Source organism: Conexibacter sp. S30A1 (assembly GCF_023330665.1).
In the GTDB taxonomy this organism is placed as follows: domain Bacteria; phylum Actinomycetota; class Thermoleophilia; order Solirubrobacterales; family Solirubrobacteraceae; genus Palsa-465.
In genome coordinates, this window is sequence record NZ_CP097127.1 from 2,159,564 (window position 1) to 2,180,210 (window position 20,647).

The window sequence follows — 20,647 nt, forward strand, 5'->3', positions numbered from 1 at the left end:
GCCGCTGATCCTAGCCGTTAGGATCCGGCCACATGACGCTCCCGCTCGAGCCGCCGATCGAGCCGCAGCTCGCCCGCGGCGCCGAGCGCCTGCCAACGGGCGAGGACTGGGTGTATGAGCAGAAGTACGACGGCTTCCGGGCGCTCGCGTTCGTCGACGGGGAGGCGCTCGCGCTGCAATCGCGCGCCGGGCGGCCGCTCGAGCGCTACTTCCCGGAGCTGCGCTTCCCGCCGGGGCGCTACGTGCTGGACGGCGAGATCGCGATCGATTCGGTTCCCGGCGCCGGCGAGCCGGAGGACTTTGACGCGCTGGCGGCGCGCATTCACCCTGCGGCCTCGCGGATCGAGCGGCTCGCGCACGAGACACCGGCCCGCTACGTCGCCTTTGACCTGCTCGCCCACGACGATGAGGCGCTGCTCGAGCTGCCCTTCCTCAAGCGCCGGGCGCGGCTTGAGGCGCTTGAGCTGGGCACCGTCGCGCTCGCGCCGAGCACGGCCGACGCCGCCGCGGCCGAGCGCTGGCTGCACGCGGCCGAGGGCGTGGTCGCCAAGCGCCTGTCCTTCCCCTACGCAGCCGGCAAGCGCACCGCGATGGTCAAGGTCAAGCGCACCCGCACGCTGGACGCGGTGCTGGCCGGCTACCGCCCCGGCAAGGAGCCTGGCACGGTCGGCTCGCTGATCCTCGCGCTGTATGACGAGGACGGGGCACTGCGAGTGGTCGGCCACTGCTCCGGGATCAGGCCGGCTGAGAAACGCACTCTCCGCGAGCGCCTCGCCGCCCATGAGACTGGCGCCCGCGGGCGTGGCGAGGCGAGCCGCTGGAAGGGCGAGAAGGAGCTTGAGTGGATCGAGCTGCGCCCCGAGCTGGTGGTGGAGGTCAGCTTCGAGCAGCAGAGCGCAGGGCGCATCCGCCACGGCACGAAGCTTTTGCGCTGGCGCGAGGACAAGCCCGCGCGTGACTGTTCACTCAGCCAGCTGTATCAGTGAGCCCGGCGCGGCCCGCGACATCCGCCTGCCACTGGGCCAGGCGGTTGCGACCGGCGCGCTTGGCCGCATACAGCGCCTGGTCGGCCGCACGCAGGACCGCATCGGGTGTCGGCGCCGTGAGCCGCTCAAGACAGACAAGGCCGATGCTCGCGCTGAGCGAACCGGCACCGGCCGCCTGCGCCGCCGCCCCGATCTGCGCAAGCAGTGATTCGGCGACCAGCAGCGCGGTGCCCTGGTCGGCGTCGGGCAGCAGCACCGCAAACTCGTCGCCACCCAGGCGGCCGGTCACATCGCTGGCGCGCAGTCGTGCCCTGACAGCAACGGCAACCGCAGCCAACAGCTCGTCGCCGGCGCCGTGGCCAAGGGTGTCGTTGTGCTGTTTGAAGTCGTCCAGATCGAACATCAGCAGCGCGCCGCTCAGACCTCGGCGCTGGCAGCGGGTGAGGTGTCCCTCCAGCTCGCGCCCGAACGCACGGCGGTTCAGCAGACCGGTGAGCGGGTCGTGGTCGGCGAGTTCGCGCAGCTCCTCCAGGCGGGCCCGGCGCTCGGTCACGTCCTGCAGCTGGCCGATGAAGTGCAGCGGCCGACCGGCGGAGTCGGTGATCAGCGAGAGCCCCAGCTCGGCCCAGATCGTGTGCCCGTCTGCGTGCCTGTAGCGCTTCTCGCGCACGTGGTGGCGTTGCGACCCGGAGAGCAGCGCCTCCGCCACGAGGACATCCCCCTCCCGGTCGTCAGGATGGGTCAGCTCACCGAAGGTGGTAGCCAACAGCTCCTGCTCGCTCATCCCGAAGATCTCACACAGCGCGCGGTTGACCCGCAGTGGACGGCCGTTTAGGTCGGCGATCGACATGCCGATCAGCGCCTCGTCAAAGGCGCGGCGCAACTGCTCCTCAGCCTGCGCTCGCGCCGCCTGCTCGGCCCGTTCCTCGGTCACGTCCTGGGTGATGCCGAGCAGCCTGCCCGGCTGGCCGTCCTCGCGCGGGACGAACTCGGCGCGCAAACGGAAGATCCGGACGTCCTGCGGGTCGGCGATGAAACGCGCCTCGCACACGAAGCTTGCGTCCCGGTGAAAGCAGCTGAGTACCATCTCGCGATCGTCGGGGTGGAAGAGGTCGATCAGCTCAACGATCCGTGCCGGCCCGCGCGCCGGGTCGCGGCGCAGCAACCGGTAATGCTCCGCAGACCAGTCCATCCGCCCGGTCAGGCGGTCAGCCGCCCAGCTGCCGATGCGCCCGGCGGCCTGGCTGCTCTCGAGCAGCCGCTGCTGCTCGGTGAGACGCAGGCGGGCGGTGACCGCCTCGGTGACGTCGCGGATGATCAGGCAGGTCTCGACCACCTCGCCGGAGGCGTCGAGCACGGGCGAGCCGGAGGCCGACATGATCACGCGGCGGCCGTCACGCATCGTGTAGACGGTCTCGTGCGCCTCGATCGTCTCACCCTGGAGCACGCGCTCGAACAACGCGATCCGCTCCTGCCGCTCGCCAGCTGGCAGCAGCAGTCCCACCGGACGCCCGATGATCTCGCTCGCCGCCCGCCGGAAGAGGCGCTCGGCGGCGGCGTTGAAGCGGGTCACGAGCAAACTGCGGCTGATCGTGATGATCGCGTCCGATGACAGGTCGATGAGGGTGGCAAGCGGCCGGCTGGAGTCATGCGCGCTGCGCGCCAGCGCGGCGCGCAGCGAGCGGCCGAGGCGTGCCGGCTCGAGGTCGGTGGTCCCGACCAGCAGGCACTCCTGAGCGCCGCACGCAAAGGCGGCCTGTGCCACCGCATCTTCCGCGCTCGAGGTCAGGGCGATGATCGCCGTGGCGTGAGCGCTGGAGGCGACCAGCCGCAGCGCCTCGAGGCCGGACTGGCTGCCGTCGCCGATGTCCACGATCGTGACCTGCGACGGGGCACGGTGCAGCGACGCGACCGCCGCACCAGCCGAGCCCACGACCGAAACCGTCACGTTGGTCGCGCTTACCTGCTTGACCTGCTCGAGCACGGCGCGCAGGTGCACAGCCACCTCCTCCGCGGGGGTGGCCAGCAGAACGCCGATGTCGTTATCACTCAACTTCGCAGGCTGCGATTCCAATAGTCGAAGTGAGAACGCTATTACATTTGCTCATTGACGTCGCGCCCTGCTCGGCTGCACGCGTGTCGGCTCTCCGGGCGCCTTGGCGTACTGCGGCGGCCAGGGGGCATCCCCGAGCCCACGCTGCTCGTCGAGGGCCACCAGCTCGAGCAGGCTCGCCAGCGGTCGAGCCGCCGCAGCGATTCCGGCCGCCGGGTCACCGCGCTCGGCAAGCCGCGCCGGAACCGTGTCGATGCGCAGCTCGCCGGGATCGACGTCGGGCACCTCGCTCCACTCAAGCGGCGTGGAGACGCGCGCGTCGGGCGTTGCGCGCACGCTGTAGGCGCAGGCGACGGTGCGGTCCCGGGCGTTCTGGTTGTAGTCGATGAAGACGCCGTGGCGCTCCTCCTTCCACCACCTGCTGGTGGCCAGCTCGGGCAGCCGCCGCTCGACCTCGCGCGCGAGCGCGAGCGCCGCGCGGCGCACGGCGCCGAACTCGTGCTCTGCCAGGATCGGGACGTTGATGTGCATGCCGCGCGAGCCGCTGGTCTTCGGGAAGCCGACCAGCCCGTGCTCTGAGAGCACCTCGCGCGCGCACAGCGCCACGGTGCGGACATCGGCGAAGCTCGCCTGCGGCGTCGGGTCGAGGTCGACGCGCAGCTCGTCGGGATGGTCCAGGTCCGGGGCCCGGACCGGCCAGGGGTTCCAGTCAATCACGCCGAGGTTGACGCCCCAGACCAGGTGGGCGGCGTCATTGGGTAAGAGCTCCCGGGCGGAGCGGCCGCTCGGAAAGGTGACGGTCGCGGTCTGCAGCCATTCCGGCGCCGAGTCGGGCACCCGCTTCTGGAAGAACGGCTCCTCACCGGCGCCGTTGACGTAGCGCTTGAGCACCGTTGGGCGGTCGCGCAGCTGGATCAGGATCGCGTCGGCGACCTCCAGGTAGTAGCGGACCAGGTCGAGCTTGGTCACCCCGCAGGCCGGGAAGAAGACCTTCTGCGGGTTGGAGAGCGGGACCTCCCGCCCGGCCGCCTCGATCATCACCTGCTCAGCCATGCTGCCCACAGCATGACGCGCCTGACAGCATGGCGCCATGACGCACACGCGCATACGTGGCCTGCCGACCAGCGCACTGGTCGCACCCGACAGCTTCAAGGGCACGTTCTCGGCGCTCGCGGTGGCCCAGGCGCTTGAGCGAGGGCTGGTTGCCAGCGGGCAACCAGCCGAGTGCTGCCCGCTGGCCGACGGGGGCGAGGGTACGCTCGCGGCGTTGGCCGCGCCGCTCAGGCTGGAGGTGCGTCACGCCCTGGTCAGCGACCCGCTGGGGCGGCCGCTCGAGGCTGGCTTCGGCATCGGCGTAGACGGTGTGGCGGTGGTGGAGGTGGCCGCCGCCAGCGGGCTCGACCTGGTCGCGCCCGCGCAGCGCGACGCGCTTGCGGCCTCCACGCGCGGCACCGGCGAGCTGATCGCCGCGGCACTCGAGGCGGGGGCGCACACCGTGTATGTGGCGGCCGGCGGCAGCGCCACCACCGACGCGGGCGCGGGCGCGCTTGCGGCGCTTGACGAGCGGCGCGGGGTCGGGGACGCGCGGCTGGTCGTGCTCTGCGACGTGCGCACCCCGTTTGAGGTTGCCGCAGAGGTCTTCGCACCGCAGAAGGGCGCCGATGCCGAGCAGGTGCGCGAGCTCAGCAAGCGACTCGCGCGGCAGGCCACGGCGCTGCCCCGCGACCCTCGCGGCGTGCCGATGACCGGGGCGGCCGGCGGCCTGGCCGGCGGGCTGTGGGCGCGCCACGGCGCACAGCTCGTCGCGGGCGCGGGCTTCGTGCTCGAGGCCACAGGTTTTGACGCGCGCATGCGCGCCGCCCGCGCGGTGATCACTGGCGAGGGGCGCCTTGACCGCCAGAGCCTCGCCGGCAAGCTGGTCGCAGCGGTCGCCACGCGCGCACGGCAGGCTGGCGTGCCCTGCCACGCCGTGGTCGGCCAGAACGCCGTATCCGACTTTGACCTGCGGATCCTCGACCTGCAGCTCGTGCTCGAAGCCTCGACGCTTGCGCAGATCGAGGCGGCCGGGGCGCAGATCGGCGCGACGATGCAGGCACAGTCGCCTCGCAGCCGCTGAGCGGCGCACGCACCAGCCGAGCTGAGCGCCAGAGCGATCGTCGTGGCACTGGACCGCGACCGAGAAATGCAGCTCTCGATACCAGGCCGCTCAGCGCGAACTGAACTTGGGCAGGGGCCTGTGCCGATGTGCCGTGCAGACACGAACGATCACGCCTCATGAGCGCATTTCAGCGAATTTAGTGCCGCGAATCGGCGAGTTAATGCCAACAAATCGGCGAGTTCAGGTAGGGTGCGGGCATGACTGCACTCATCACCAGGCACGCGGCCGCGGTCGCGTCAGAGTTGCTGGAGCATTTCCCGGGCCTTGTCATCGAAGGGGCACGGCAGGTCGGCAAGAGCACGCTCGCCTCACAGATCGCCGAGCCGGACGCCGTACTGCGAAACCTCGATCACGAGCAAACGCGCGCGGCAGCGGCCGCCGATCCTGTGGGCCTGGTGGCCGAGGCCGGTGGGCGGCAACTGGTGATCGACGAGATCCAGCGCCTGCCCGAGCTGATACTTGCGGTCAAGGCAGCGATCGACGCCAACCGTCGGCCCGGCCGGTTCATCCTGACCGGCTCGTCGAGCCTGCTGCGCGTCAGAGGAACCGCGGACAGTCTCGCGGGCCGAATCGCTCGCCTGCCGCTCTACGGCCTCAGCCAGGGCGAAGTGAGAGGCCGCAACGACGATTTCGCCGCCGCGTTCGCCCGCGGCCCGGAGTCGATACCAGCTCTCACTTCGACGCTAACCCGAACGGACTACGCGCAGATGCTCGCCGTCGGCGCCTATCCGGAGCTGCGGACCGCATCGGAGCGGGTGCGCAGCGCGTGGATCGACGGATATCTGCAGGGCATCGTCGGACGCGACCTCCTCGAGCTCAGACGGGAGGTGCGTCCGGCCCGGTCGATGTCGCTCCTGCGCACTCTCGCAGGCCGCCAGTCAGCCGAACTGGTTAAGGCCAAGGTTGCCGACGAAACCGCTGTGCCGACACGGACTATCACCGGCTACCTCGACCTGCTCCACGACGCCTGGCTCATCGCCCGCATCCCGCCATGGACGCCGAACATCGCCAAACGCGAGATCGGGCGCCCGAAGACCATCGTCATCGACTCCGCTGTCGCGATGTGGCTGGCCAGGCTCACCCCGGGCCAGCTGGCACGTCTGGAGTACGGCGAGGCATTTGGCGCGATGCTTGAGGCATTCGTCGTCGCAGAGCTCCTGCGCCAGCGCTCCTGGTCCACACGCCGCTTCGACGTGTTTCACTATCGCGACCGTGACGGCGATGAGGTCGATCTCGTCGTCGAGTTTGACGACGGCTCTGTCATCGGCGTCGAGGTGAAGTCCGCGATCTCGTTCACGGCGAAGCAATTCCGCGGGTTGAGTCGGCTGCGTGACCGGCTCGGTGACCGATTCCTCGCTGGCATCGTGCTGAACACCGGGACGGCCGGTTACCGCTACGCCGATCGGCTCTACGGCGCACCGGTCTGCGCCCTATGGGAGCTTGGATGACAGACGCTTGATTCGTCGGAGGGTGACGGCTCTGACTTCGGGGTGATGAGCGCCGGCGGGCTCGAGCTGATCGCGCCCGCGCGGCGCGACGCGTTGGTGGGCTCCACGCGCGGCACGGGCAAGCTGATCGCCGTCGTCGCCACCCGTGCGGGACGAGGGCGTAGTCGCATCCCGACATCCCCACCGACTGGCTGAACGACGGCGTCAAGGCGTTCCTGCCTGGTCCGGACCCGAACGCCCTAACAGCGATGGACGCCCCCGGGCTCGTGGTGAGCGCCGCGTCGCCCGAGTATCTGCGCGCGCTGAAGGTGCACGCGTCTCGGATCGACCGCGACGAGGACGACATCCGTCTGCTTGCGCAGCCTGTGTGTGCCCCCGGCCCGCGCCGCCGAGGACGTGCTGGCGATCGCGAAACGTGTGATCGGGCCCGACCAGCTAAAGGCAAAGGCTCAGTTCCTCGTGCAGTCGATGTTCCCGACCGAGACGAAGCAGTAGCCGCCCACACCAGCGGGACGGTGTGTGAAAACTCATCACCGCCCTAAGGACGGGGCCTCTCGCCACATCCCGGTAACGCACCCATTGGCCGCGCTGCGTGTCGGGACTTTGGCCAACAGCCTCTGGCCCCCAAATCACCGCACGAACACGAGCTTTGGGGGGCGAGAGGCCGCTCATCGGGGGCGAGAGACCTCTCGCCGAGACAGGGCGCAAGCCGCCGCGCGCCGGAGCGCCTCAACCTTCACCAAACGCCGTCGCGGCCAGCGACCGGGGCCCACCGTGGTCACCGGCCACCGTGTTTTGGAAGGTACTTGAGCAGGCCCTGCAAGCCCCGTCAGGCGGGAACCTTCAACCGTGGCTCGTCCACGTGCGCTCTGGTGAGCGACTCGACGATTTGAAGGCTCGGGTGCGACGACGGGTCGCGCCGGCCGATCAATGGGATCGGCTGCCGGCGCCGCCCTACCCGACTTCGCTCCCTGCACGGTACGCAGAGCAGTTCCTCAGCGCTGGCGGTAAACGTCGCGTCGATGGCCAATCGCGACTACGCGAACGAGGTGTTGAGGTTCATCGAGCTCGTAGATGATCCGATAGGGCCCGCGCCTGGCCGAGAACCGTCCCTGGTGTTCGAACATCAGCGGCTTACCCAACCGTCGAGGGTTTTCGGCGATCGCGTCGAGCGTTTCCAGAACCGCGGCTGCGACCGAGATTGGGAGCCTGTCGAACTCGCGGCGAGCTGGCGGCATTACAGCCATCCGCCAGACCGGCTCGTTCACCGCTTGGTCGCTCGACGCGACTGCAGATCAGCCCTCAGATCGTCAAGGCCGACCCCTGCGTCGCCTGCGGCTGCCGTCGACAGGCTCTCCTGGATCTGAGCCACCAGGCCGGCGTCTGACATAACGGCCAGCGTTTCCTCGAGGCTCTCGAGGTCGTCCACGCTGATCACGACGGCGGCCGGCTTGCCGTTGCGCGTGACGATCACGCGATCCTGCTGGCGCTCCACGCGAGCGACCAACTCGGAGAACCTGGCCTTCGCGCTCGCAAGCGACATCGTCTCAGCCATGACCAGAATCATAGTCACCGCGTGGGCCATCTTCAACAGCGGACAGGTGCCCGGTCCTTGGGTCGCGCTCTTCTTTGCGGACGAGTCTCAACGAATACAGACCCCTGTTTCCCGCCTCGCGCCGCCCCCGCCCGCGTTCTCACCGATCCGTTGCACCGCTTGGAACGCGTCGATGAACACGACGAGCCGCTTGCCGTCGGTCGCGGCGATCTGCCCGGGTGAGGCGAGGGATTAGTCGAGGTGCTTGCGGGGATCGTTGCGTAGCGTCGGCAGACTGCCAATCGCGCAACCGTCCAGTGGCGTCTTTACGAGCCACGCGCAGAGCATGCAACTTGTATATGAATCTTCGATGCAGCTCTCTCCGCCCACTGAACCTCGCGGCGCGGGCACGTTTAACCAGCCTGTGGCGCAACGCGGTGAGCACACTCCAGGACCGCTGCTCGGCCTGCGAGCCGCTACCCAGGCGATCCGCCAGCTTCACCGGGCGCGGCTGGACCGACACCGACCGAGGGCGACGGCAGCGTACGGACGGATGTCGTACAATGACGGCATTAGCAAGACCGAACGCATCGAGCTACGCGTCTCCCCCGAGGACAAGGACGCCATCACGGCGGCGGCGGCGATGGAGCACACCACCACCACTGAGTTCGTCAGGCACGCGGTGCTTGAGCGGGCCCAACACGTTCAGGCCCGGTCGGACCGCACGCTCATGCCCGCCGAGCAGTTCGACGCGTTGGTCGCGGCACTCGACACTGCGGATGACGCCCCGAACCTGGCTCGGGCGTTTGCGCGGCCGCGACGCTTCGTCGCGCGTTGAGCGCTGAGTACCAATCTGTCGCGCTCTCGGACCACCATGACGTCGCCGGCTTCGACTGTGGCGTCTCGTCGCTGAACGCCTGGCTGGCCGACCACGCACTGCGGGCGCAGCAAGCGGGCACGGCCCGCACGTTCGTGTGGGTCAGCGCGCAAGCGCCCGAGAAGATCTGGGCGTACTTCTCGCTGGCGCCGACCGAGGTGACTCGTGATGTTCTCTCGCGCGGCCAGTCGTCGGGCTACACCACTGTGCCCGGCTACCTACTCGCTCGCTTGGCGGTGCACGCCGACCTTCGCGGGCTTGGCTACGGCGGGCAGGTGCTCGTCGATGCTCTGAGCCGAGCCGCGCGCGCCGCCGAGGCTGGGGGCGGCCGACTGGTGGTCGTGGATGCGCTCGACGCCGCCGCGGCGAGCTTCTACCGTCACTACGACTTCACGCCGGTGAAGGGCAACCCGCATCGGCTCGTCGTGAAGATCGCCAACGTGCGCAACCTGCTCCGATAGCCATTCGGATGCCAACGCCAGTCCCATTGCCGCACCGATGGCACCCGTAACAGCCGTCGATACGCTCGGCCAAGCAATGGAAGAGACGGACTTACGTTTCCGGTCTCGTTGCATGCCGCCTACGGCGTCTCGCCCACCGGGTTCCGGCGTGCTGCTCGGGCCGATCGTGCTTGGCTGCAGCATCAACGGCGCCGCCGCTCAGTGGCTGAACGCCTGAAGTGCCCCGCGCTTTGTGTGCGGCAGCGGGCCGTCGAGGGACTCGAGTTCCTCGGTCTCCTCGCGCAGCTGCTCAAGCAGCGTCTCGGCCATGTCGAGCGTCATCCCCGCCCGCACCACAATCCGCAGCACGCTTAGATCTTCGAGGTTCTCCGGGAAGGTGTAGGCGGGCACCAGCCAGCCGCGCTGGCGCAGGCGGTCGGAGACGTCAAAGACCGTGTAGTTCTTCACCTCGTCCTTGAGCGTGAAGGCGAACACCGGCAGCTCGTCACCGCGGCTGAGCAGCCGGTAGGGGCCCATCTGCGCGATCCCGTCTGAGAGCGTCAGCGCCACGTCCTGGGCGTTCTGCAGCACGCGCGTGTAGCCCTGGCGGCCGAGGCTCGTGAACATGAAGTACTGGGCGATCACCTCGCTGCCGGGGCGGGAAAAGTTCAGCGCGAAGGTCGGCATGTGCCCGCCCAGGTAGTTGACGTCAAAGATCAGGTCCTTGGGCAGCGCCTGCGGGTTGCGCCAGATCGCCCAGCCGACACCCGGGTAGACCAGGCCGTACTTGTGGCCCGAGGCGTTGATCGACTGCACGCGCGGGATCCTGAAATCCCACTCGAGCTCAGGCTGCAAAAACGGTGCGATGAAGCCACCGGAGGCGGCGTCCACGTGCAGCGGCACATCAAGGCCGGTGCGTGCCTTGAGATCGTCCAGTGCCGCGGCGATCTCCGCGATCGGCTCGTAGCTGCCGTCGAAGGTGGAGCCGAGCACGCCCACCACGCCGATCGTGTTCTCATCGCAGCGCGCGATCGCCTCCGCCGCTGACAGGTGGTAGCGCTCGCCCTCCATCGGCACAAGGCGCGGCTCAACGTCCCAGTAGCGCATGAACTTCTCCCAGCAGACCTGGACGTTTGCGCCGGTCACGAGGTTTGGCCGGTCGGTCGGCTTGCCCGCGGCCCGCATGCGCTCGCGCCAGCGCCACTTGAGCGCCAGCCCGCAGAGCATCGCCGCCTCGCTCGATCCCGTGGTCGAGCAGCCGGTCGCCTGCTCATCCGGGTCGGCGTGCCAGAGGTCGGCGATTATGTTTACGCAGCGCTCCTCGATCGCGGCGGTCTGCGGGTATTCGTCCTTGTCGATGATGTTCTTGTCGGCGGTCTCGTCCATCAGGCGTCCGGCCAGCGACGGCATCCAGGTGGTCACGAAGGTCGCCAGGTTCAGCCGTGCCTGTCCGTCGAGCAGCAGCTCGCTTGAGATCAGCTCGTAGCTTGTCTGCTCCCCGAGCCCGTGATCGGGCAGCGAGCGCAGCGGCATCAGCGGCTCCGGGCGGTGCTGATGGACCGCCGCCGCCGGCTGCTGGTGGCGGTGGCCGTTGTGCCTGTGGGTGGATAGGGCCATCATTTCTCCTCGCGGTTTGCCTGCTCGCTGACACCCTGCCCGGTCAGCGCCGCTACAAACACGCTGAAGGCGGCGCGGTCACGCTCCGGGTGAAACGGAGCGTTTCCATCTCTCAGCATCGCGGACACCCTTTCCAGGTCATAAAGCAGGGCGAGCTTGCCCGGCGGATCATCCCACTCGCCGCTGTCATAGCGCGCCACCCACGCGGCCAGTGCCGCCAGGGCCTCGACCTGTAGCGGACTCTCCCACCAGCGGGTGCGCACCGGCAGCAGGTAGCGCTCGCGCAGCCTACAGACATCGAGCCACAGGTCCTCAAACCACTCGCGGCAGAGCGCAGGGTCCTCGAGCGGCGGCCTCATAGCCCGCCCGCCGCCCAGCCACGATCCGACCGACCGCCATCCTTGCGGCCGTCATCTGCCCGCCCGACCGCCAGCCGCCGCAGTCGGCGGTCATCAAACCAGGTGCGCAGCCGCACACGCACCGGCGCAAGGCGCCCGTAGAGCAGCAGCGCATGCCCCTCGGGCAGCTGGCGCAGCGCCTCGGGTGAGATCAGCGGTGCCCGCCTGTGGCCGTAGGAGCGGCTCGAGCCGTCACGGCCACTGGTGCGCGTCAGCTCGCGACGCTCCTCCTCGCCCGCCAGCCCCGAGAAGTAGCGCAGCGTCTCGAGGTCGGCCACTCCCGGCAACAGCATCCGCGCCCTGTGGCTGTTTACAACCGTCTCGGCCTGCTGGCGGTAGCGGCTGCGTGCCTGCGCCAGGTCGTGGAAGATCGAGATCAGCTGGATGTTGTGGCTGGGTGCGGTTGAGGCGATCTCCGCCAGGTTCGGCAGCGGTGCCACGTTGCCGGCCTCGTCCAGGCAGATCAACAGTGGCCGCTCGAGCCGCCCGCCGAGGCTGTTGGCAAGCTCGTAGGCGCCGTCGACGATCTCCGAGAGCAGCACCAAAAAGATCGGCCGAAGCAGCTTTGAGGCCTTGGCGTCGCCGATCAGATAGAGCGTCGCGCACGAGCCGAGCAGCCGCTCGGCGGTTATCTCACAGCCCGCGGCCGAGCGCGCCACGCGCGTGAAGCGGTAGGCGCGCAGCAGCGTCTGCGCGGTCGCCTCGATCGATGTCCGCGTGCGGTCGGCCTGCGCCTCAAATGCCCTGACCGCCTCATAGGCCGCGCGCGTATCCGCGCGCTCGCGGCTGCCTGACGCGCGGGCCAGCAGGTCATCCAGCGCGCCGTCAAGCGCCCGTGTGCCCTGGCCGTAGGCCCAGGCTACGACCTGCTCGATCCCAGCGCCGGTGCGCGCCGCCACATACAGAAGCGGTGCCAGCCGCTGCTCGGCGGCGACCGCCCAGAAGTCGCCGCCCTCGACCCCACGCTGGTCAAGCTCGCCCGCCGCCGCAAGCCGCCAGGCAACCTCCAGGGCGCCGTCCCAGCTGGTCGCGCCGCGCAGCGGCGACCACGTCTGCCCCGGCACGCCGGCGAGCCCGAACGGGTCAAAGACATAGACCTCACCAAGCGCCTGGCGGCGTGCGAGCGTCGCGCCGAGCAGGTCGGTCTTGATCGATGAGGCGACCGCCGGCCCCTGCCACTCGAGCAGCGCCGGGATCGCAAGCCCCGCCGACTTGCCCGACTGCGGCGGCCCGAAGGCGACCAGCGCGTGGCGCTCCTCGGCGCGCAACAGCCGCCGTCCGCTGTAGCCGAGCGCCAGCCGGCCCGCTGGCCGGCTGGCGCCAGCGGCCTCCCGTTCGCCGCCTCGCCCCAGCGCATGCGACACCGTGCGCCCGTGGGCGTGCAGCGCGGCCAGGTCACGAGGCCTGGCCCAGCGTGCGCCGCGGTCAGAGTGACCGTCACCGGAGCGCTCGCCGGCCAGCGCGAAGAGCACCAGCGCGAGCAGCAGACCGGCCAGCGGCAGCGCCTCAGCGGCCATCGATCCGCATCCCGCTGTCTGTGTCGGTCAGCCGCCGCTCGATCCTTGAGCGCTGGTGGGCCACGACGAAGGACCGCGCGCCGACCCGCCAGAGCGCCTGGCCGGGCGAAAGCTGGGTGAGCAGCTGCGCCTCCGTCCGCGTGAGCCCGAGCAGCTCGCGCGTGAGCTCGATCTGGCTCGCGTCCTGGTGATAGATGATCTTGGTCGATGAGTCCGCGATCAGCCCTTCGGCGATCCGCGCCGCCCGCGAGCCGGAGTCGCCTGCCGCCTGCAGGTCGCCGAGCTTGTGCAGCACCACCAGGTTCATCACGCCGAACTGCCGGGCGAGCTTGAAGTTGGACTGAAACCACTCCCCCAGGCCGCCGTGCTGGATGATCTTCCAGGACTCATCGGCGACGTTGATCAGCCGTGCGCGTCCGGGCCGCTCGGCGTCGCGGGCGAGCTGGGCGCTCATCCAGGCGCCGGCGCAGGCCATCAGAATCCCGACCGCGGGCGAGTCGCGCACGGCGTGCAGGTCGATCACAACAAGCCTCGCGTCCAGGTCGATGCCCGGCGAGGTCGGCCCGTCGAAGATCCCCGCAAGCGGCCCCTCACAGAGATCCTGCAGCGCCAGCGCCGCCCGCCGCGTCTCAGCGGCGAGTGCCGCGGGTGTGGTCTGCAGGCGCCCAGCCAGCTCGGCCGGCGGGTCAAAGAGCACCTCCGCGATCTGCGGGAGCGTCGGCTCGATCTCGCGGGCACGCACGGCGCGCAGTGCCTCGCGCAGTGCTGCGGCCTCGACCTGCTCGAGCGTCTGGCCGATCGCCGTCGTCGTGATCGCGCGCAAGAGCTCGGTCTGCGCGTGCTCCTCGGGCCGGGCGCTCAGCGGGTTCAGTCGCAGACCGCCGCCCGGTGATAGCGACAGCGGCCTCACGCCGACGCTCTCACACAGCCGCCCGTACTCGCGCTTGACGTCGAGCACGAAGGCACGGCGCCCGAACAGGAGCATCCGCCACAAAAGCGTCTTGACCAGCGCGCTCTTGCCCTGGCCGAGCTTGCCGATCACGATCGCGTTGGGGTCATCCAGCGCACCGTCCTCGTAGAGCACCCAGGGGTCAAAGCAGAACGCGCCGCCATCGCTGTCACGGCCGATGTAGGCGCCGCGCCCGCCCAGACCACCGCCGGAGGTGAACGGGTAGAGCGCCTGCGCGTGGCGGGTGGTGACGCGGTGGGCGGGCGTCGCGGCGCTCATCGCAGCCCCCGGCAGAGCGGCAGCGTGAAGGTGAAGGCCTCGGCCTGCTGCCCGTACATGCGTCGCAGCTCGAGGTGCGCGCGGGCGGCGTGGCGGTGCATCTGCGCACAGGCGCGGCGCAGCTGCGCCTCATCAGCGCCGCTGACGGTCACAAAGCCGCTGAAGCGCACCTCGCTGTGGCCGGCGGCAAGCTCCGACTCGCGCCGCGCGGCGGCCTCCTGAGCCTGGCGCTGGCGCGCGGTCTCAGACTGTCCGAAGCGGCGCCGCAGCTCGCTGTCGGCACGGTCGCGCGTGATGGCCGCCTCGACCTCCCGGGCGGAGCGCTCCGGTGCGACCGGCTCGAAGGTCACCGCAACGGTGCGCACGGTGTCTGAGTCGGCCAGCAGCGCCTCCATGAACATCGGCGTGACGTCAAGCCGCGGCCAGGCGCTAACCCAGTGCGTGGCGTGCAGGGCACCGTCGCAGCGGTAGTGATCCCACGCCTCGCTGGTGGCAACCGGGCCGGCCGCCTGCTCACCGGTGCCGTCGCGGCGCCCGAGCGTGTCAAGCGCAGCGAGCTCAGCTCGCGCGTAGGGATCAAAACCGGTGCGCAGCACGCGCGCCAGATGGCCGGCCGAGAGCGCGCCGAGCACCTTGATCTCGGCGGTCTCGAGGCCGCGGGCGAGCTGGCCGACCTGCTCCAGTGCCTGCTCGGCGATGGTGTCCCTGCCGCCCTGAAACCGTGTCGTGTCGAGCTGGATGGCAAGCAGGATCTCGTGGTCGTGGGCCACCTGTGTGCTCTGTCCGATCAGCTCCAGGTAGGACTCAACGACCGGCGCGCCGCGCGCGGGCAGCTCCGGGTCGCGGGCGCCGTGCAGCCAGCGTGCGAGCTCGTCACCCTGCGCCGGGGTGGTGCGCTCGAGCCATTGCAGGCGCCTGAGCGGGGTCGTCGCGGTCGCAGCCAGAACCGCGCCCCAGGCCGCCAGCCGCCGCTCCTGCAGCTCCGGGTCGATCAGCGCAAAGGACGCCGCCTGGCAGGCCAACACGGCCGTCAGCCAGCGTCCACGCCGCTCGTGCAGCGCACCGATCTCGCGCGCCCTGTGGCTGAGGGTGACGAGCTCGACGCCGCGCAGCGTGGCCGGCAGCGCGAGCGCCGCGGGGCGTCCGGCTGTCGGCGCGGGGGAGCAAAAGCGCCTGTGACCAGCCGCCGTGCGCAGCGCGAAGCTGACGCCCACGGGCGCCCACTCGACGGGGCTACGGCCCGCGAGCGGCGCGGTCGCGACCGCGGTTGCGAACATCAGCTCGGCCAGCGCGCAGACCACGCCTGTGCCGCCGCCCAGGCTGTCAAGCAGCACCACCGCCGCCACCAGCGCGCCGGCCAGGCTGAGCGCCTGTCCGGCGCGCAACGGCCCGAGCAGCCCCCGGCGCTCGAGCGGCCCGAAGCGGTAGCGCACCCGCTCACTCATCAACGCCGCCTTTGAAGCTGTCGGGATCCAGCGACACGGCCGCGTCCGTTGACCTGGGCGACGCGGGCGCTGGCGCTTCCGTCTGCTCCCGAGCGTCCGGCTCGGGTCCGTCAGGCGCCGACATGCCCTCGGCGTGCGGGGCTGTCGTTACCGGCTCAGTCGCCGCCTGCGCGTCCTGCGCTCCGGCCTCCTGTGGTTGTGAGCCGCCAGCGTCGGGCTCCCCGCCAGCGTCGGGCTCCGTGGCGGGCGCGCTGAGCTGCCGTGCGTGATCTCGCAACCTGGCCGGGATCGCGGCCAACTGCTCGCCGGCGAGGCCGACCTGCCCCAGGCTGCCGACTGCTCGCTCTCGCGCTCCGACCGCCTCCACGCGCAACAGACCGGCGGCGCCGGCCGCCAGTTCGGCAAAGGGCAGGATCCGCATCAGCGCCCAGGGCGCGAAGGTCGCAAGCAAGAGCAGGGTCATCGCCACGAGCACCTGACCGACGCCGCCAGTGCCCTGGCTGAAGGCGGCCGCCGCCAGCGACAGCACCGCGACGATCGCGAACTTCGAGAGGATCAGCGATACGAGCAGCTCGACCGTGCGCGTTGCCCAGATGCGGCGTGCCGGCCAGACGAAGGCGGCAAAGGCAAGCGGCAGCATCAGCACGACCACGTAGACCGCGGCGGCGCGCATCAGAAGCTCCACCGCCAGCGCGACCGCGCCGACCAGCGCGAGCAGACCGACGCTAACCGCGAGGAAGGCCGACCCGGTGACAGAGCCCGAGAGCGAGCCCGCCACCGCGGCCGTGTGGTCCAGAAACTGTGCCGCGCCGGTGCTCGCGCCCGCCGAGACCGCGGCTGACATCTGGTCGGTGGCCGCGAGCATCAGCATCGTCAGTGGCGCCGCCAGGCTGACGCCGATCAGCGCCAGCGGCAGGTGGGTGAAGGCGGCGCGCGCGAGCAGGCCGATGTCGCCGCGCGCAACCGCCTGCACCGCGGCCGCGCACAGAAACGGGATGGTCAGCATCGCCGCCAGCGCCGCCACCCGCCAGTAGGTGGAGGAGAACCAGGTGCTGTTGAGGTTGGGCTCGGTGTTCGCGCCGATCGCGGAGGCCACTTCCCGCAGCGCGCCCTGGGTGCCGCCCAGCACCCACGATGCGATCCCGTGCAGCGCGGCCTTGGACGCGCTGTCAGCGGTCTGCGCAACCACACCCGTGAGCGGCGAGCCGCCCTCGATCCCTCCGGCCAGCCCATCACCGGGCGGATAGAGGTTCATTTGGCCGTCGCCCCCAGGTGCGCGAAGAAGTTCACGAGCGCCGGCCCGGCGCCGATCACAAGCGCCGCCCCAGCCGAGGTCAGCGCCGCCATCCGCCCCCTGGCGGCGTAGTGGTTGCTGCTGGTGTGGGAGGCGACCGCCCAGATCGCCGCTCTGACGAACGTGCCGATCAGCGTGATCGCAAGCGCCCAGGCATCGACGCCGTTGACGATCTGCTGAAGCACGTTGCTGCCCGGCAGGGCGTTTGCATCGGGACTGGCGCTGACGCCGGCGATGGGAATGTTCACGCTCACGCTCCTCTCTAGTTGACATCTACTGAGCATGCACGCTAGCGTCCCAATCCTCAGCTAGCTAGATTCAACTGTGCCAAATTAGTTTCAATTGGCGATGAGATGAGCTATCCATCCATGGCCGTCGAGCCACAGCCCGACGCCCCGCGCCCCGACCAACGAGCACGGGTCGCAGACCTCTACCCGCGGCTGGCCGCGCAGCTGCGCCGCATCGTGGCCACGAACCTCAGGGCGCCCGACTGGCTGTATGAGGAGGCCTGCCAGACCGCCTGGGAGGCGCTGCTGCGCCACAGCGACCAGGTCAGGCAGGGCAGCGAGCTGAGCTGGCTCTCAACCCCCGCGACGCGCAGCGCGCTTCGGGCTCTGCGCCGTGAGCGCGCCTATGCGCGCGTCGACTTCGGCATTGACCACATCGGCGCCGGAGGCCAGACGAAGTTGGCCGCCGCCACGCCCCGTCCCGCCCCCGACCAGGCCTGCGAGCTGCGTGAACGGATCGCGAGCGTCTCACGCCTGCCAGACCGCGCGCAGCGCATCCTGCTGCTCCACGGCTTTGGCTACGACTACGCCGAGATCGCACAGGCGACCGGCTGCAGCCCCCGTACCGTCACCCGCCAGATCACCCGCGCCCGGCGGCGACTGTCGATTGCCGCTACGCCCGAGGATTGAGCCATGATGCGGCGACCCGTACGCGCAGTGGACCATCGTCGAACGTCGCGGCGCACGCGCCGACGGAGCTGTGGCCCAAGTGGAGTTCGTGCACTCCAAGCGGTCATCTGGATGAACGCACCGTACGTGGTGGCCCCACAACTGGCGCGACGCAGCGACCCCACGGGTTCCAGGTAATTAGCTTTCGTGGCCCGTGCGAACCCTCTCATCCCGACGGGCAACTTCGGACGAACCAGCCAAACAACTTTGGAGGCAGTCTACTACCCTGGCGTGGCTCAACCCTGCCAGATCCAATGTCCTGCACCTGATGAACCTCTCCTACTACTCACTGCCGGACACGCGGGCGGCGTTCACCGGAGCCAGCCGCCGCGCGGTCCCTGACCAAGCCCTGGGAGGCGGCACTCTTCCGCGCGTCGCCGACCCTCCGTGGGCGCGATTCCTCGATTCGGGAGGGCTACGGGCACACCAGCGGTTGTAACAGACCGCTCCGAGCACGCGTCCGCCGGCGACCGTCGTGGCGGACGCAAAGGCTTGATCGCTAGGTCGAAACGGGGGCCACTCGCGGGATGCGCCGTACGGGCGATAATGGCTGAGACGGAACTCAGCCAAAGCGACTCCGGAGGAGTTTGAACTCATGGTGCCCTTGAACGGCATCCGGCCATCGGTCGAATCTGTTATCTCGCCACGCCTAGACTTGCTCTCGCGCGGCAGGCCCCTAACAGCACCGACGGCCTCCAGACCAAGGACGGGGAGTAGCGAGCAGCCGTGAACACGCTTGTAACAGGGGCCTCTGGGTTCGTCGGCCGCCACGTCGTTCAGATCCTGCGTGACCGTGGGGACGAGGTGACTGCCTGGGGGCTTGCAGCGACAGACTCCGGCACCACGCCGGTGGACATGAGGAACAGGGAGGAGGTGAGCGCCCACGATCTGCGCGACATCGAAGCCGTGATCCACCTGGCTGGCCTGGCCCAGGTGTCCGCGTCGTTCCTTCAGGCCGCGGAGTACGTGAGCAGCAATGCCACCATGGAGATCAACCTAATGGAGTCGTTGCTGAGACAGAACGCGTCGCCACGTGTGCTAGTTGTCAGCACCGGCGCCGTTTACGCCGGCGGCAGCGCGCTGCTGACAGAGGACTCTGCCACCAGATCGAGCAATCCTTACGTTGTGAGCAAACTCACCCAAGAGCTACTAGCAGCCTATTACCTCGAGCGCGGCGTGGATGTGATCATCGCGCGGCCGTTCAACCACGTCGGGCCCGGGCAGCGACCCGGCTACTTGGTGGCTGACATAGCGAGCCAGCTTGCCGCGCTGGAGCGAAACGGCGGTGGCAGGCTGAGCGTTGGCGACCTCGGCACCAAGCGTGACTTCACCGATGTGCGTGATGTCGCGGCCGCCTATCTGGCTCTGATCTCAGCAGGCCACCGGGGCGAGACTTACAACGTATCGAGCGGCGCAACACTCAGCGGGGAAGAGATTCTCCACGGCCTCCTGGACCTTGTCTCGGTGCCGATCGAGGTGTTACACAATCCCGCTCTGAGGCGGCCAACCGACACGATCGAAGTCCGAGCGTCAAACGAGAAGCTCCGCACACACACCGGCTGGAAGCCAACCATCGCGCTGCCGGTCACTCTCGCAGATACGCTGGCGTACTGGCGCCAGCAGAGTAGCGACGCATAGGCTATGGCGCTGCCGAGCGGCTAACGGCGCGCGTCACGCAGGAGGCGGTAATCCGCGTCGACCATCATCCGGATCAGCTCCTCAAAGCCTACAGCGGGCTCCCATCCCAGCCGTTTGCGAGCCTTTCCGGAATCGCCGACTAGATGCTCAACCTCAGCTGGGCGGATCAGCGACGAGTCCAGGCGAACGTGATCATCGATGGAGAGCCCGGCTTGGTCAAAGGCAACCTCCAGGCACTCGCGCACCGAGTGCGTCTCGCCTGTCGCGATCACGTAGTCCGCGGGCTCGTCCTGAGAGAGCATCAGCCACATCGCCTTGACGTAATCCCCAGCAAAGCCCCAATCACGCTTGGCCTCAAGGTTCCCGAGCGACAGCTCGTTACGCAGACCCAGCTTGATCGCTGCGGCATGCCATGTGATCTTCCGCGTCACGAACTCAAGGCCACGACGGGGGCTCTCGTGGTTAAAGAGGATGCCACTAGAGGCGTGCAGCCCGTAGGACTCGCGATAGTTGATGGTGATGAAGTGGCCGTAGACCTTCGCCACGCCGTACGGCGACCGTGGGTAAAACGGCGTCGCCTCCGTCTGCGGCACCTCGAGAACTTTGCCGAACATCTCACTCGATGAAGCCTGATAGAAGCGCGCCTCGGGACATACCTCGCGTACCGCCTCCAGAAGCCTGGTGACTCCCGTCCCCGTAAACTCTGCGGTGAGCGTGGGCTGGATCCATGACGTTGCGACGAACGACATAGCTGCAAGGTTGTAAACCTCGTCGGGACGGCTGGCGCGCAGCGTGTCGACGAGCGAGCGCTGATCCAACAGGTCGCCCTGGTGAAGCATCACGCGGTCGCGCAGGTGGTCGATTCGGTCAAACTTCTCGGTGGAGGCCCGCCGGACCATGCCGTGCACCTCGTATCCTTGCTCCAGCAGGAACTCCGCCAGGTATGAGCCGTCCTGCCCAGTGATTCCGGTTATAAGCGCACGCCGACTCGACATCGAACGCCACAGTAGCGGATGCTGGGCCGGAACTGCACTCCCCGACGCCTGCGTTTGACGCCT

The 20,647-nt window shown here is 69.2% G+C and carries 21 protein-coding genes; 9 read left to right on the forward strand and 12 right to left on the reverse strand.

Annotated features, from left to right (window positions below):
* Window positions 1-32: 32 nt before the first annotated feature.
* Window positions 33-986, forward strand: coding sequence for an ATP-dependent DNA ligase (locus M3M54_RS10570; protein WP_249019010.1), 954 nt, complete (start codon window positions 33-35; stop codon window positions 984-986).
* Here M3M54_RS10570 and M3M54_RS10575 read toward each other — a convergent pair.
* Complete coding sequence (locus tag M3M54_RS10575; protein WP_249019011.1) at window positions 967-3,039, reverse strand: PAS domain S-box protein; 2,073 nt, start codon at window positions 3,037-3,039, stop codon at window positions 967-969. The genes M3M54_RS10570 and M3M54_RS10575 overlap by 20 nt on opposite strands.
* Before the next feature lie 51 nt (window positions 3,040-3,090).
* Window positions 3,091-4,092, reverse strand: coding sequence for a non-homologous end-joining DNA ligase (ligD, locus tag M3M54_RS10580; RefSeq protein WP_249019012.1), 1,002 nt, complete (start codon window positions 4,090-4,092; stop codon window positions 3,091-3,093).
* Between the two features lie 37 nt (window positions 4,093-4,129).
* On the opposite strand from ligD, the gene M3M54_RS10585 reads away from it, so the two are divergent.
* The 4 genes from M3M54_RS10585 to M3M54_RS16960 all read left to right on the forward strand — a co-directional run bounded on the left by M3M54_RS10585 (window position 4,130) and on the right by M3M54_RS16960 (window position 7,723).
* Window positions 4,130-5,155: a glycerate kinase gene (locus M3M54_RS10585; RefSeq protein ID WP_249019013.1), complete on the forward strand. Its 1,026-nt coding sequence runs from the start codon at window positions 4,130-4,132 to the stop codon at window positions 5,153-5,155.
* A gap of 239 nt (window positions 5,156-5,394) precedes the next feature.
* On the forward strand, window positions 5,395-6,645 hold the full coding sequence (locus tag M3M54_RS10590) for an ATP-binding protein (RefSeq protein ID WP_249019014.1): 1,251 nt from the start codon (window positions 5,395-5,397) through the stop codon (window positions 6,643-6,645).
* Window positions 6,646-6,999: 354 nt separating this feature from the next.
* Complete coding sequence (locus tag M3M54_RS10595; RefSeq protein WP_249019015.1) at window positions 7,000-7,140, forward strand: hypothetical protein; 141 nt, start codon at window positions 7,000-7,002, stop codon at window positions 7,138-7,140.
* Between the two features lie 295 nt (window positions 7,141-7,435).
* Window positions 7,436-7,723 (forward strand): nitroreductase family protein, encoded by a 288-nt coding sequence (locus tag M3M54_RS16960; protein ID WP_371878575.1) that lies wholly within the window; start codon window positions 7,436-7,438, stop codon window positions 7,721-7,723.
* On the opposite strand, the gene M3M54_RS10600 is transcribed toward M3M54_RS16960, so the two are convergent.
* Together M3M54_RS10600 and M3M54_RS10605 are read right to left on the reverse strand one after the other, a co-directional pair.
* Window positions 7,641-7,892, reverse strand: a complete 252-nt coding sequence (locus M3M54_RS10600) for a type II toxin-antitoxin system RelE/ParE family toxin (RefSeq protein WP_371878663.1) — start codon at window positions 7,890-7,892, stop codon at window positions 7,641-7,643. The genes M3M54_RS16960 and M3M54_RS10600 overlap by 83 nt on opposite strands.
* Window positions 7,893-7,909: 17 nt before the next feature.
* The gene (locus tag M3M54_RS10605) at window positions 7,910-8,200 is read right to left on the reverse strand and encodes a type II toxin-antitoxin system Phd/YefM family antitoxin (protein ID WP_249019016.1); all 291 of its coding nucleotides are present in this window, start codon (window positions 8,198-8,200) and stop codon (window positions 7,910-7,912) included.
* A 532-nt stretch (window positions 8,201-8,732) separates the two neighbouring features.
* On the opposite strand from M3M54_RS10605, the gene M3M54_RS10610 reads away from it, so the two are divergent.
* Together M3M54_RS10610 and M3M54_RS10615 are read left to right on the forward strand one after the other, a co-directional pair.
* On the forward strand, window positions 8,733-9,017 hold the full coding sequence (locus M3M54_RS10610; protein WP_249019017.1) for a DUF1778 domain-containing protein: 285 nt from the start codon (window positions 8,733-8,735) through the stop codon (window positions 9,015-9,017).
* Window positions 9,014-9,517: a GNAT family N-acetyltransferase gene (locus tag M3M54_RS10615; RefSeq protein WP_249019018.1), complete on the forward strand. Its 504-nt coding sequence runs from the start codon at window positions 9,014-9,016 to the stop codon at window positions 9,515-9,517. The genes M3M54_RS10610 and M3M54_RS10615 overlap by 4 nt, the downstream gene beginning before the upstream one ends.
* Window positions 9,518-9,715: 198 nt before the next feature.
* On the opposite strand, the gene M3M54_RS10620 is transcribed toward M3M54_RS10615, so the two are convergent.
* The 7 genes from M3M54_RS10620 to M3M54_RS10650 are packed head-to-tail and all read right to left on the reverse strand — an operon-like array spanning window position 9,716 to window position 17,243.
* Window positions 9,716-11,113, reverse strand: coding sequence for a glutamate decarboxylase (locus tag M3M54_RS10620; RefSeq protein ID WP_249019019.1), 1,398 nt, complete (start codon window positions 11,111-11,113; stop codon window positions 9,716-9,718).
* Window positions 11,113-11,472, reverse strand: a complete 360-nt coding sequence (locus M3M54_RS10625; RefSeq protein WP_249019020.1) for a hypothetical protein — start codon at window positions 11,470-11,472, stop codon at window positions 11,113-11,115. The genes M3M54_RS10620 and M3M54_RS10625 overlap by 1 nt, the downstream gene beginning before the upstream one ends.
* The gene (locus M3M54_RS10630) at window positions 11,469-13,028 is read right to left on the reverse strand and encodes a type IV secretory system conjugative DNA transfer family protein (protein ID WP_249019021.1); all 1,560 of its coding nucleotides are present in this window, start codon (window positions 13,026-13,028) and stop codon (window positions 11,469-11,471) included. The genes M3M54_RS10625 and M3M54_RS10630 overlap by 4 nt, the downstream gene beginning before the upstream one ends.
* On the reverse strand, window positions 13,018-14,256 hold the full coding sequence (locus tag M3M54_RS10635; RefSeq protein ID WP_249019022.1) for an ATP-binding protein: 1,239 nt from the start codon (window positions 14,254-14,256) through the stop codon (window positions 13,018-13,020). Before M3M54_RS10635 ends, M3M54_RS10630 begins: the two co-directional genes overlap by 11 nt.
* Complete coding sequence (locus M3M54_RS10640; RefSeq protein ID WP_249019023.1) at window positions 14,253-15,701, reverse strand: SCO6880 family protein; 1,449 nt, start codon at window positions 15,699-15,701, stop codon at window positions 14,253-14,255. The genes M3M54_RS10635 and M3M54_RS10640 overlap by 4 nt, the downstream gene beginning before the upstream one ends.
* Window positions 15,694-16,956, reverse strand: coding sequence for a hypothetical protein (locus M3M54_RS10645; RefSeq protein WP_249019024.1), 1,263 nt, complete (start codon window positions 16,954-16,956; stop codon window positions 15,694-15,696). The genes M3M54_RS10640 and M3M54_RS10645 overlap by 8 nt, the downstream gene beginning before the upstream one ends.
* Window positions 16,953-17,243: a DUF6112 family protein gene (locus M3M54_RS10650; RefSeq protein ID WP_249019025.1), complete on the reverse strand. Its 291-nt coding sequence runs from the start codon at window positions 17,241-17,243 to the stop codon at window positions 16,953-16,955. Before M3M54_RS10650 ends, M3M54_RS10645 begins: the two co-directional genes overlap by 4 nt.
* A gap of 105 nt (window positions 17,244-17,348) precedes the next feature.
* On the opposite strand from M3M54_RS10650, the gene M3M54_RS10655 reads away from it, so the two are divergent.
* Window positions 17,349-17,912 carry an RNA polymerase sigma factor gene (locus tag M3M54_RS10655; RefSeq protein WP_249019026.1) on the forward strand — a complete coding sequence of 188 codons (564 nt, stop codon included), beginning with the start codon at window positions 17,349-17,351 and terminating at the stop codon, window positions 17,910-17,912.
* Between the two features lie 765 nt (window positions 17,913-18,677).
* Window positions 18,678-19,589, forward strand: coding sequence for an NAD(P)-dependent oxidoreductase (locus M3M54_RS10660; RefSeq protein ID WP_249019027.1), 912 nt, complete (start codon window positions 18,678-18,680; stop codon window positions 19,587-19,589).
* Between the two features lie 20 nt (window positions 19,590-19,609).
* On the opposite strand, the gene gmd is transcribed toward M3M54_RS10660, so the two are convergent.
* Window positions 19,610-20,584 carry a GDP-mannose 4,6-dehydratase gene (gmd, locus tag M3M54_RS10665; RefSeq protein WP_249019028.1) on the reverse strand — a complete coding sequence of 325 codons (975 nt, stop codon included), beginning with the start codon at window positions 20,582-20,584 and terminating at the stop codon, window positions 19,610-19,612.
* Window positions 20,585-20,647 lie beyond the last annotated feature (63 nt).

Coding starts and splice junctions, on each gene's coding strand:
- M3M54_RS10570 (WP_249019010.1), top strand. CDS start 33: ATGACGCTCCCGCTCGAGCCGCCGATCGAGCCGCAGCTCGCCCGCGGC.
- ligD (WP_249019012.1), bottom strand. CDS start 4,092: ATGGCTGAGCAGGTGATGATCGAGGCGGCCGGGCGGGAGGTCCCGCTC.
- M3M54_RS10585 (WP_249019013.1), top strand. CDS start 4,130: ATGACGCACACGCGCATACGTGGCCTGCCGACCAGCGCACTGGTCGCA.
- M3M54_RS10590 (WP_249019014.1), top strand. CDS start 5,395: ATGACTGCACTCATCACCAGGCACGCGGCCGCGGTCGCGTCAGAGTTG.
- M3M54_RS10600 (WP_371878663.1), bottom strand. CDS start 7,892: ATGGCTGTAATGCCGCCAGCTCGCCGCGAGTTCGACAGGCTCCCAATC.
- M3M54_RS10605 (WP_249019016.1), bottom strand. CDS start 8,200: ATGGCTGAGACGATGTCGCTTGCGAGCGCGAAGGCCAGGTTCTCCGAG.
- M3M54_RS10610 (WP_249019017.1), top strand. CDS start 8,733: ATGTCGTACAATGACGGCATTAGCAAGACCGAACGCATCGAGCTACGC.
- M3M54_RS10620 (WP_249019019.1), bottom strand. CDS start 11,113: ATGGCCCTATCCACCCACAGGCACAACGGCCACCGCCACCAGCAGCCG.
- M3M54_RS10625 (WP_249019020.1), bottom strand. CDS start 11,472: ATGAGGCCGCCGCTCGAGGACCCTGCGCTCTGCCGCGAGTGGTTTGAG.
- M3M54_RS10630 (WP_249019021.1), bottom strand. CDS start 13,028: ATGGCCGCTGAGGCGCTGCCGCTGGCCGGTCTGCTGCTCGCGCTGGTG.
- M3M54_RS10635 (WP_249019022.1), bottom strand. CDS start 14,256: ATGAGCGCCGCGACGCCCGCCCACCGCGTCACCACCCGCCACGCGCAG.
- M3M54_RS10640 (WP_249019023.1), bottom strand. CDS start 15,701: ATGAGTGAGCGGGTGCGCTACCGCTTCGGGCCGCTCGAGCGCCGGGGG.
- M3M54_RS10645 (WP_249019024.1), bottom strand. CDS start 16,956: ATGAACCTCTATCCGCCCGGTGATGGGCTGGCCGGAGGGATCGAGGGC.
- M3M54_RS10655 (WP_249019026.1), top strand. CDS start 17,349: ATGAGCTATCCATCCATGGCCGTCGAGCCACAGCCCGACGCCCCGCGC.
- gmd (WP_249019028.1), bottom strand. CDS start 20,584: ATGTCGAGTCGGCGTGCGCTTATAACCGGAATCACTGGGCAGGACGGC.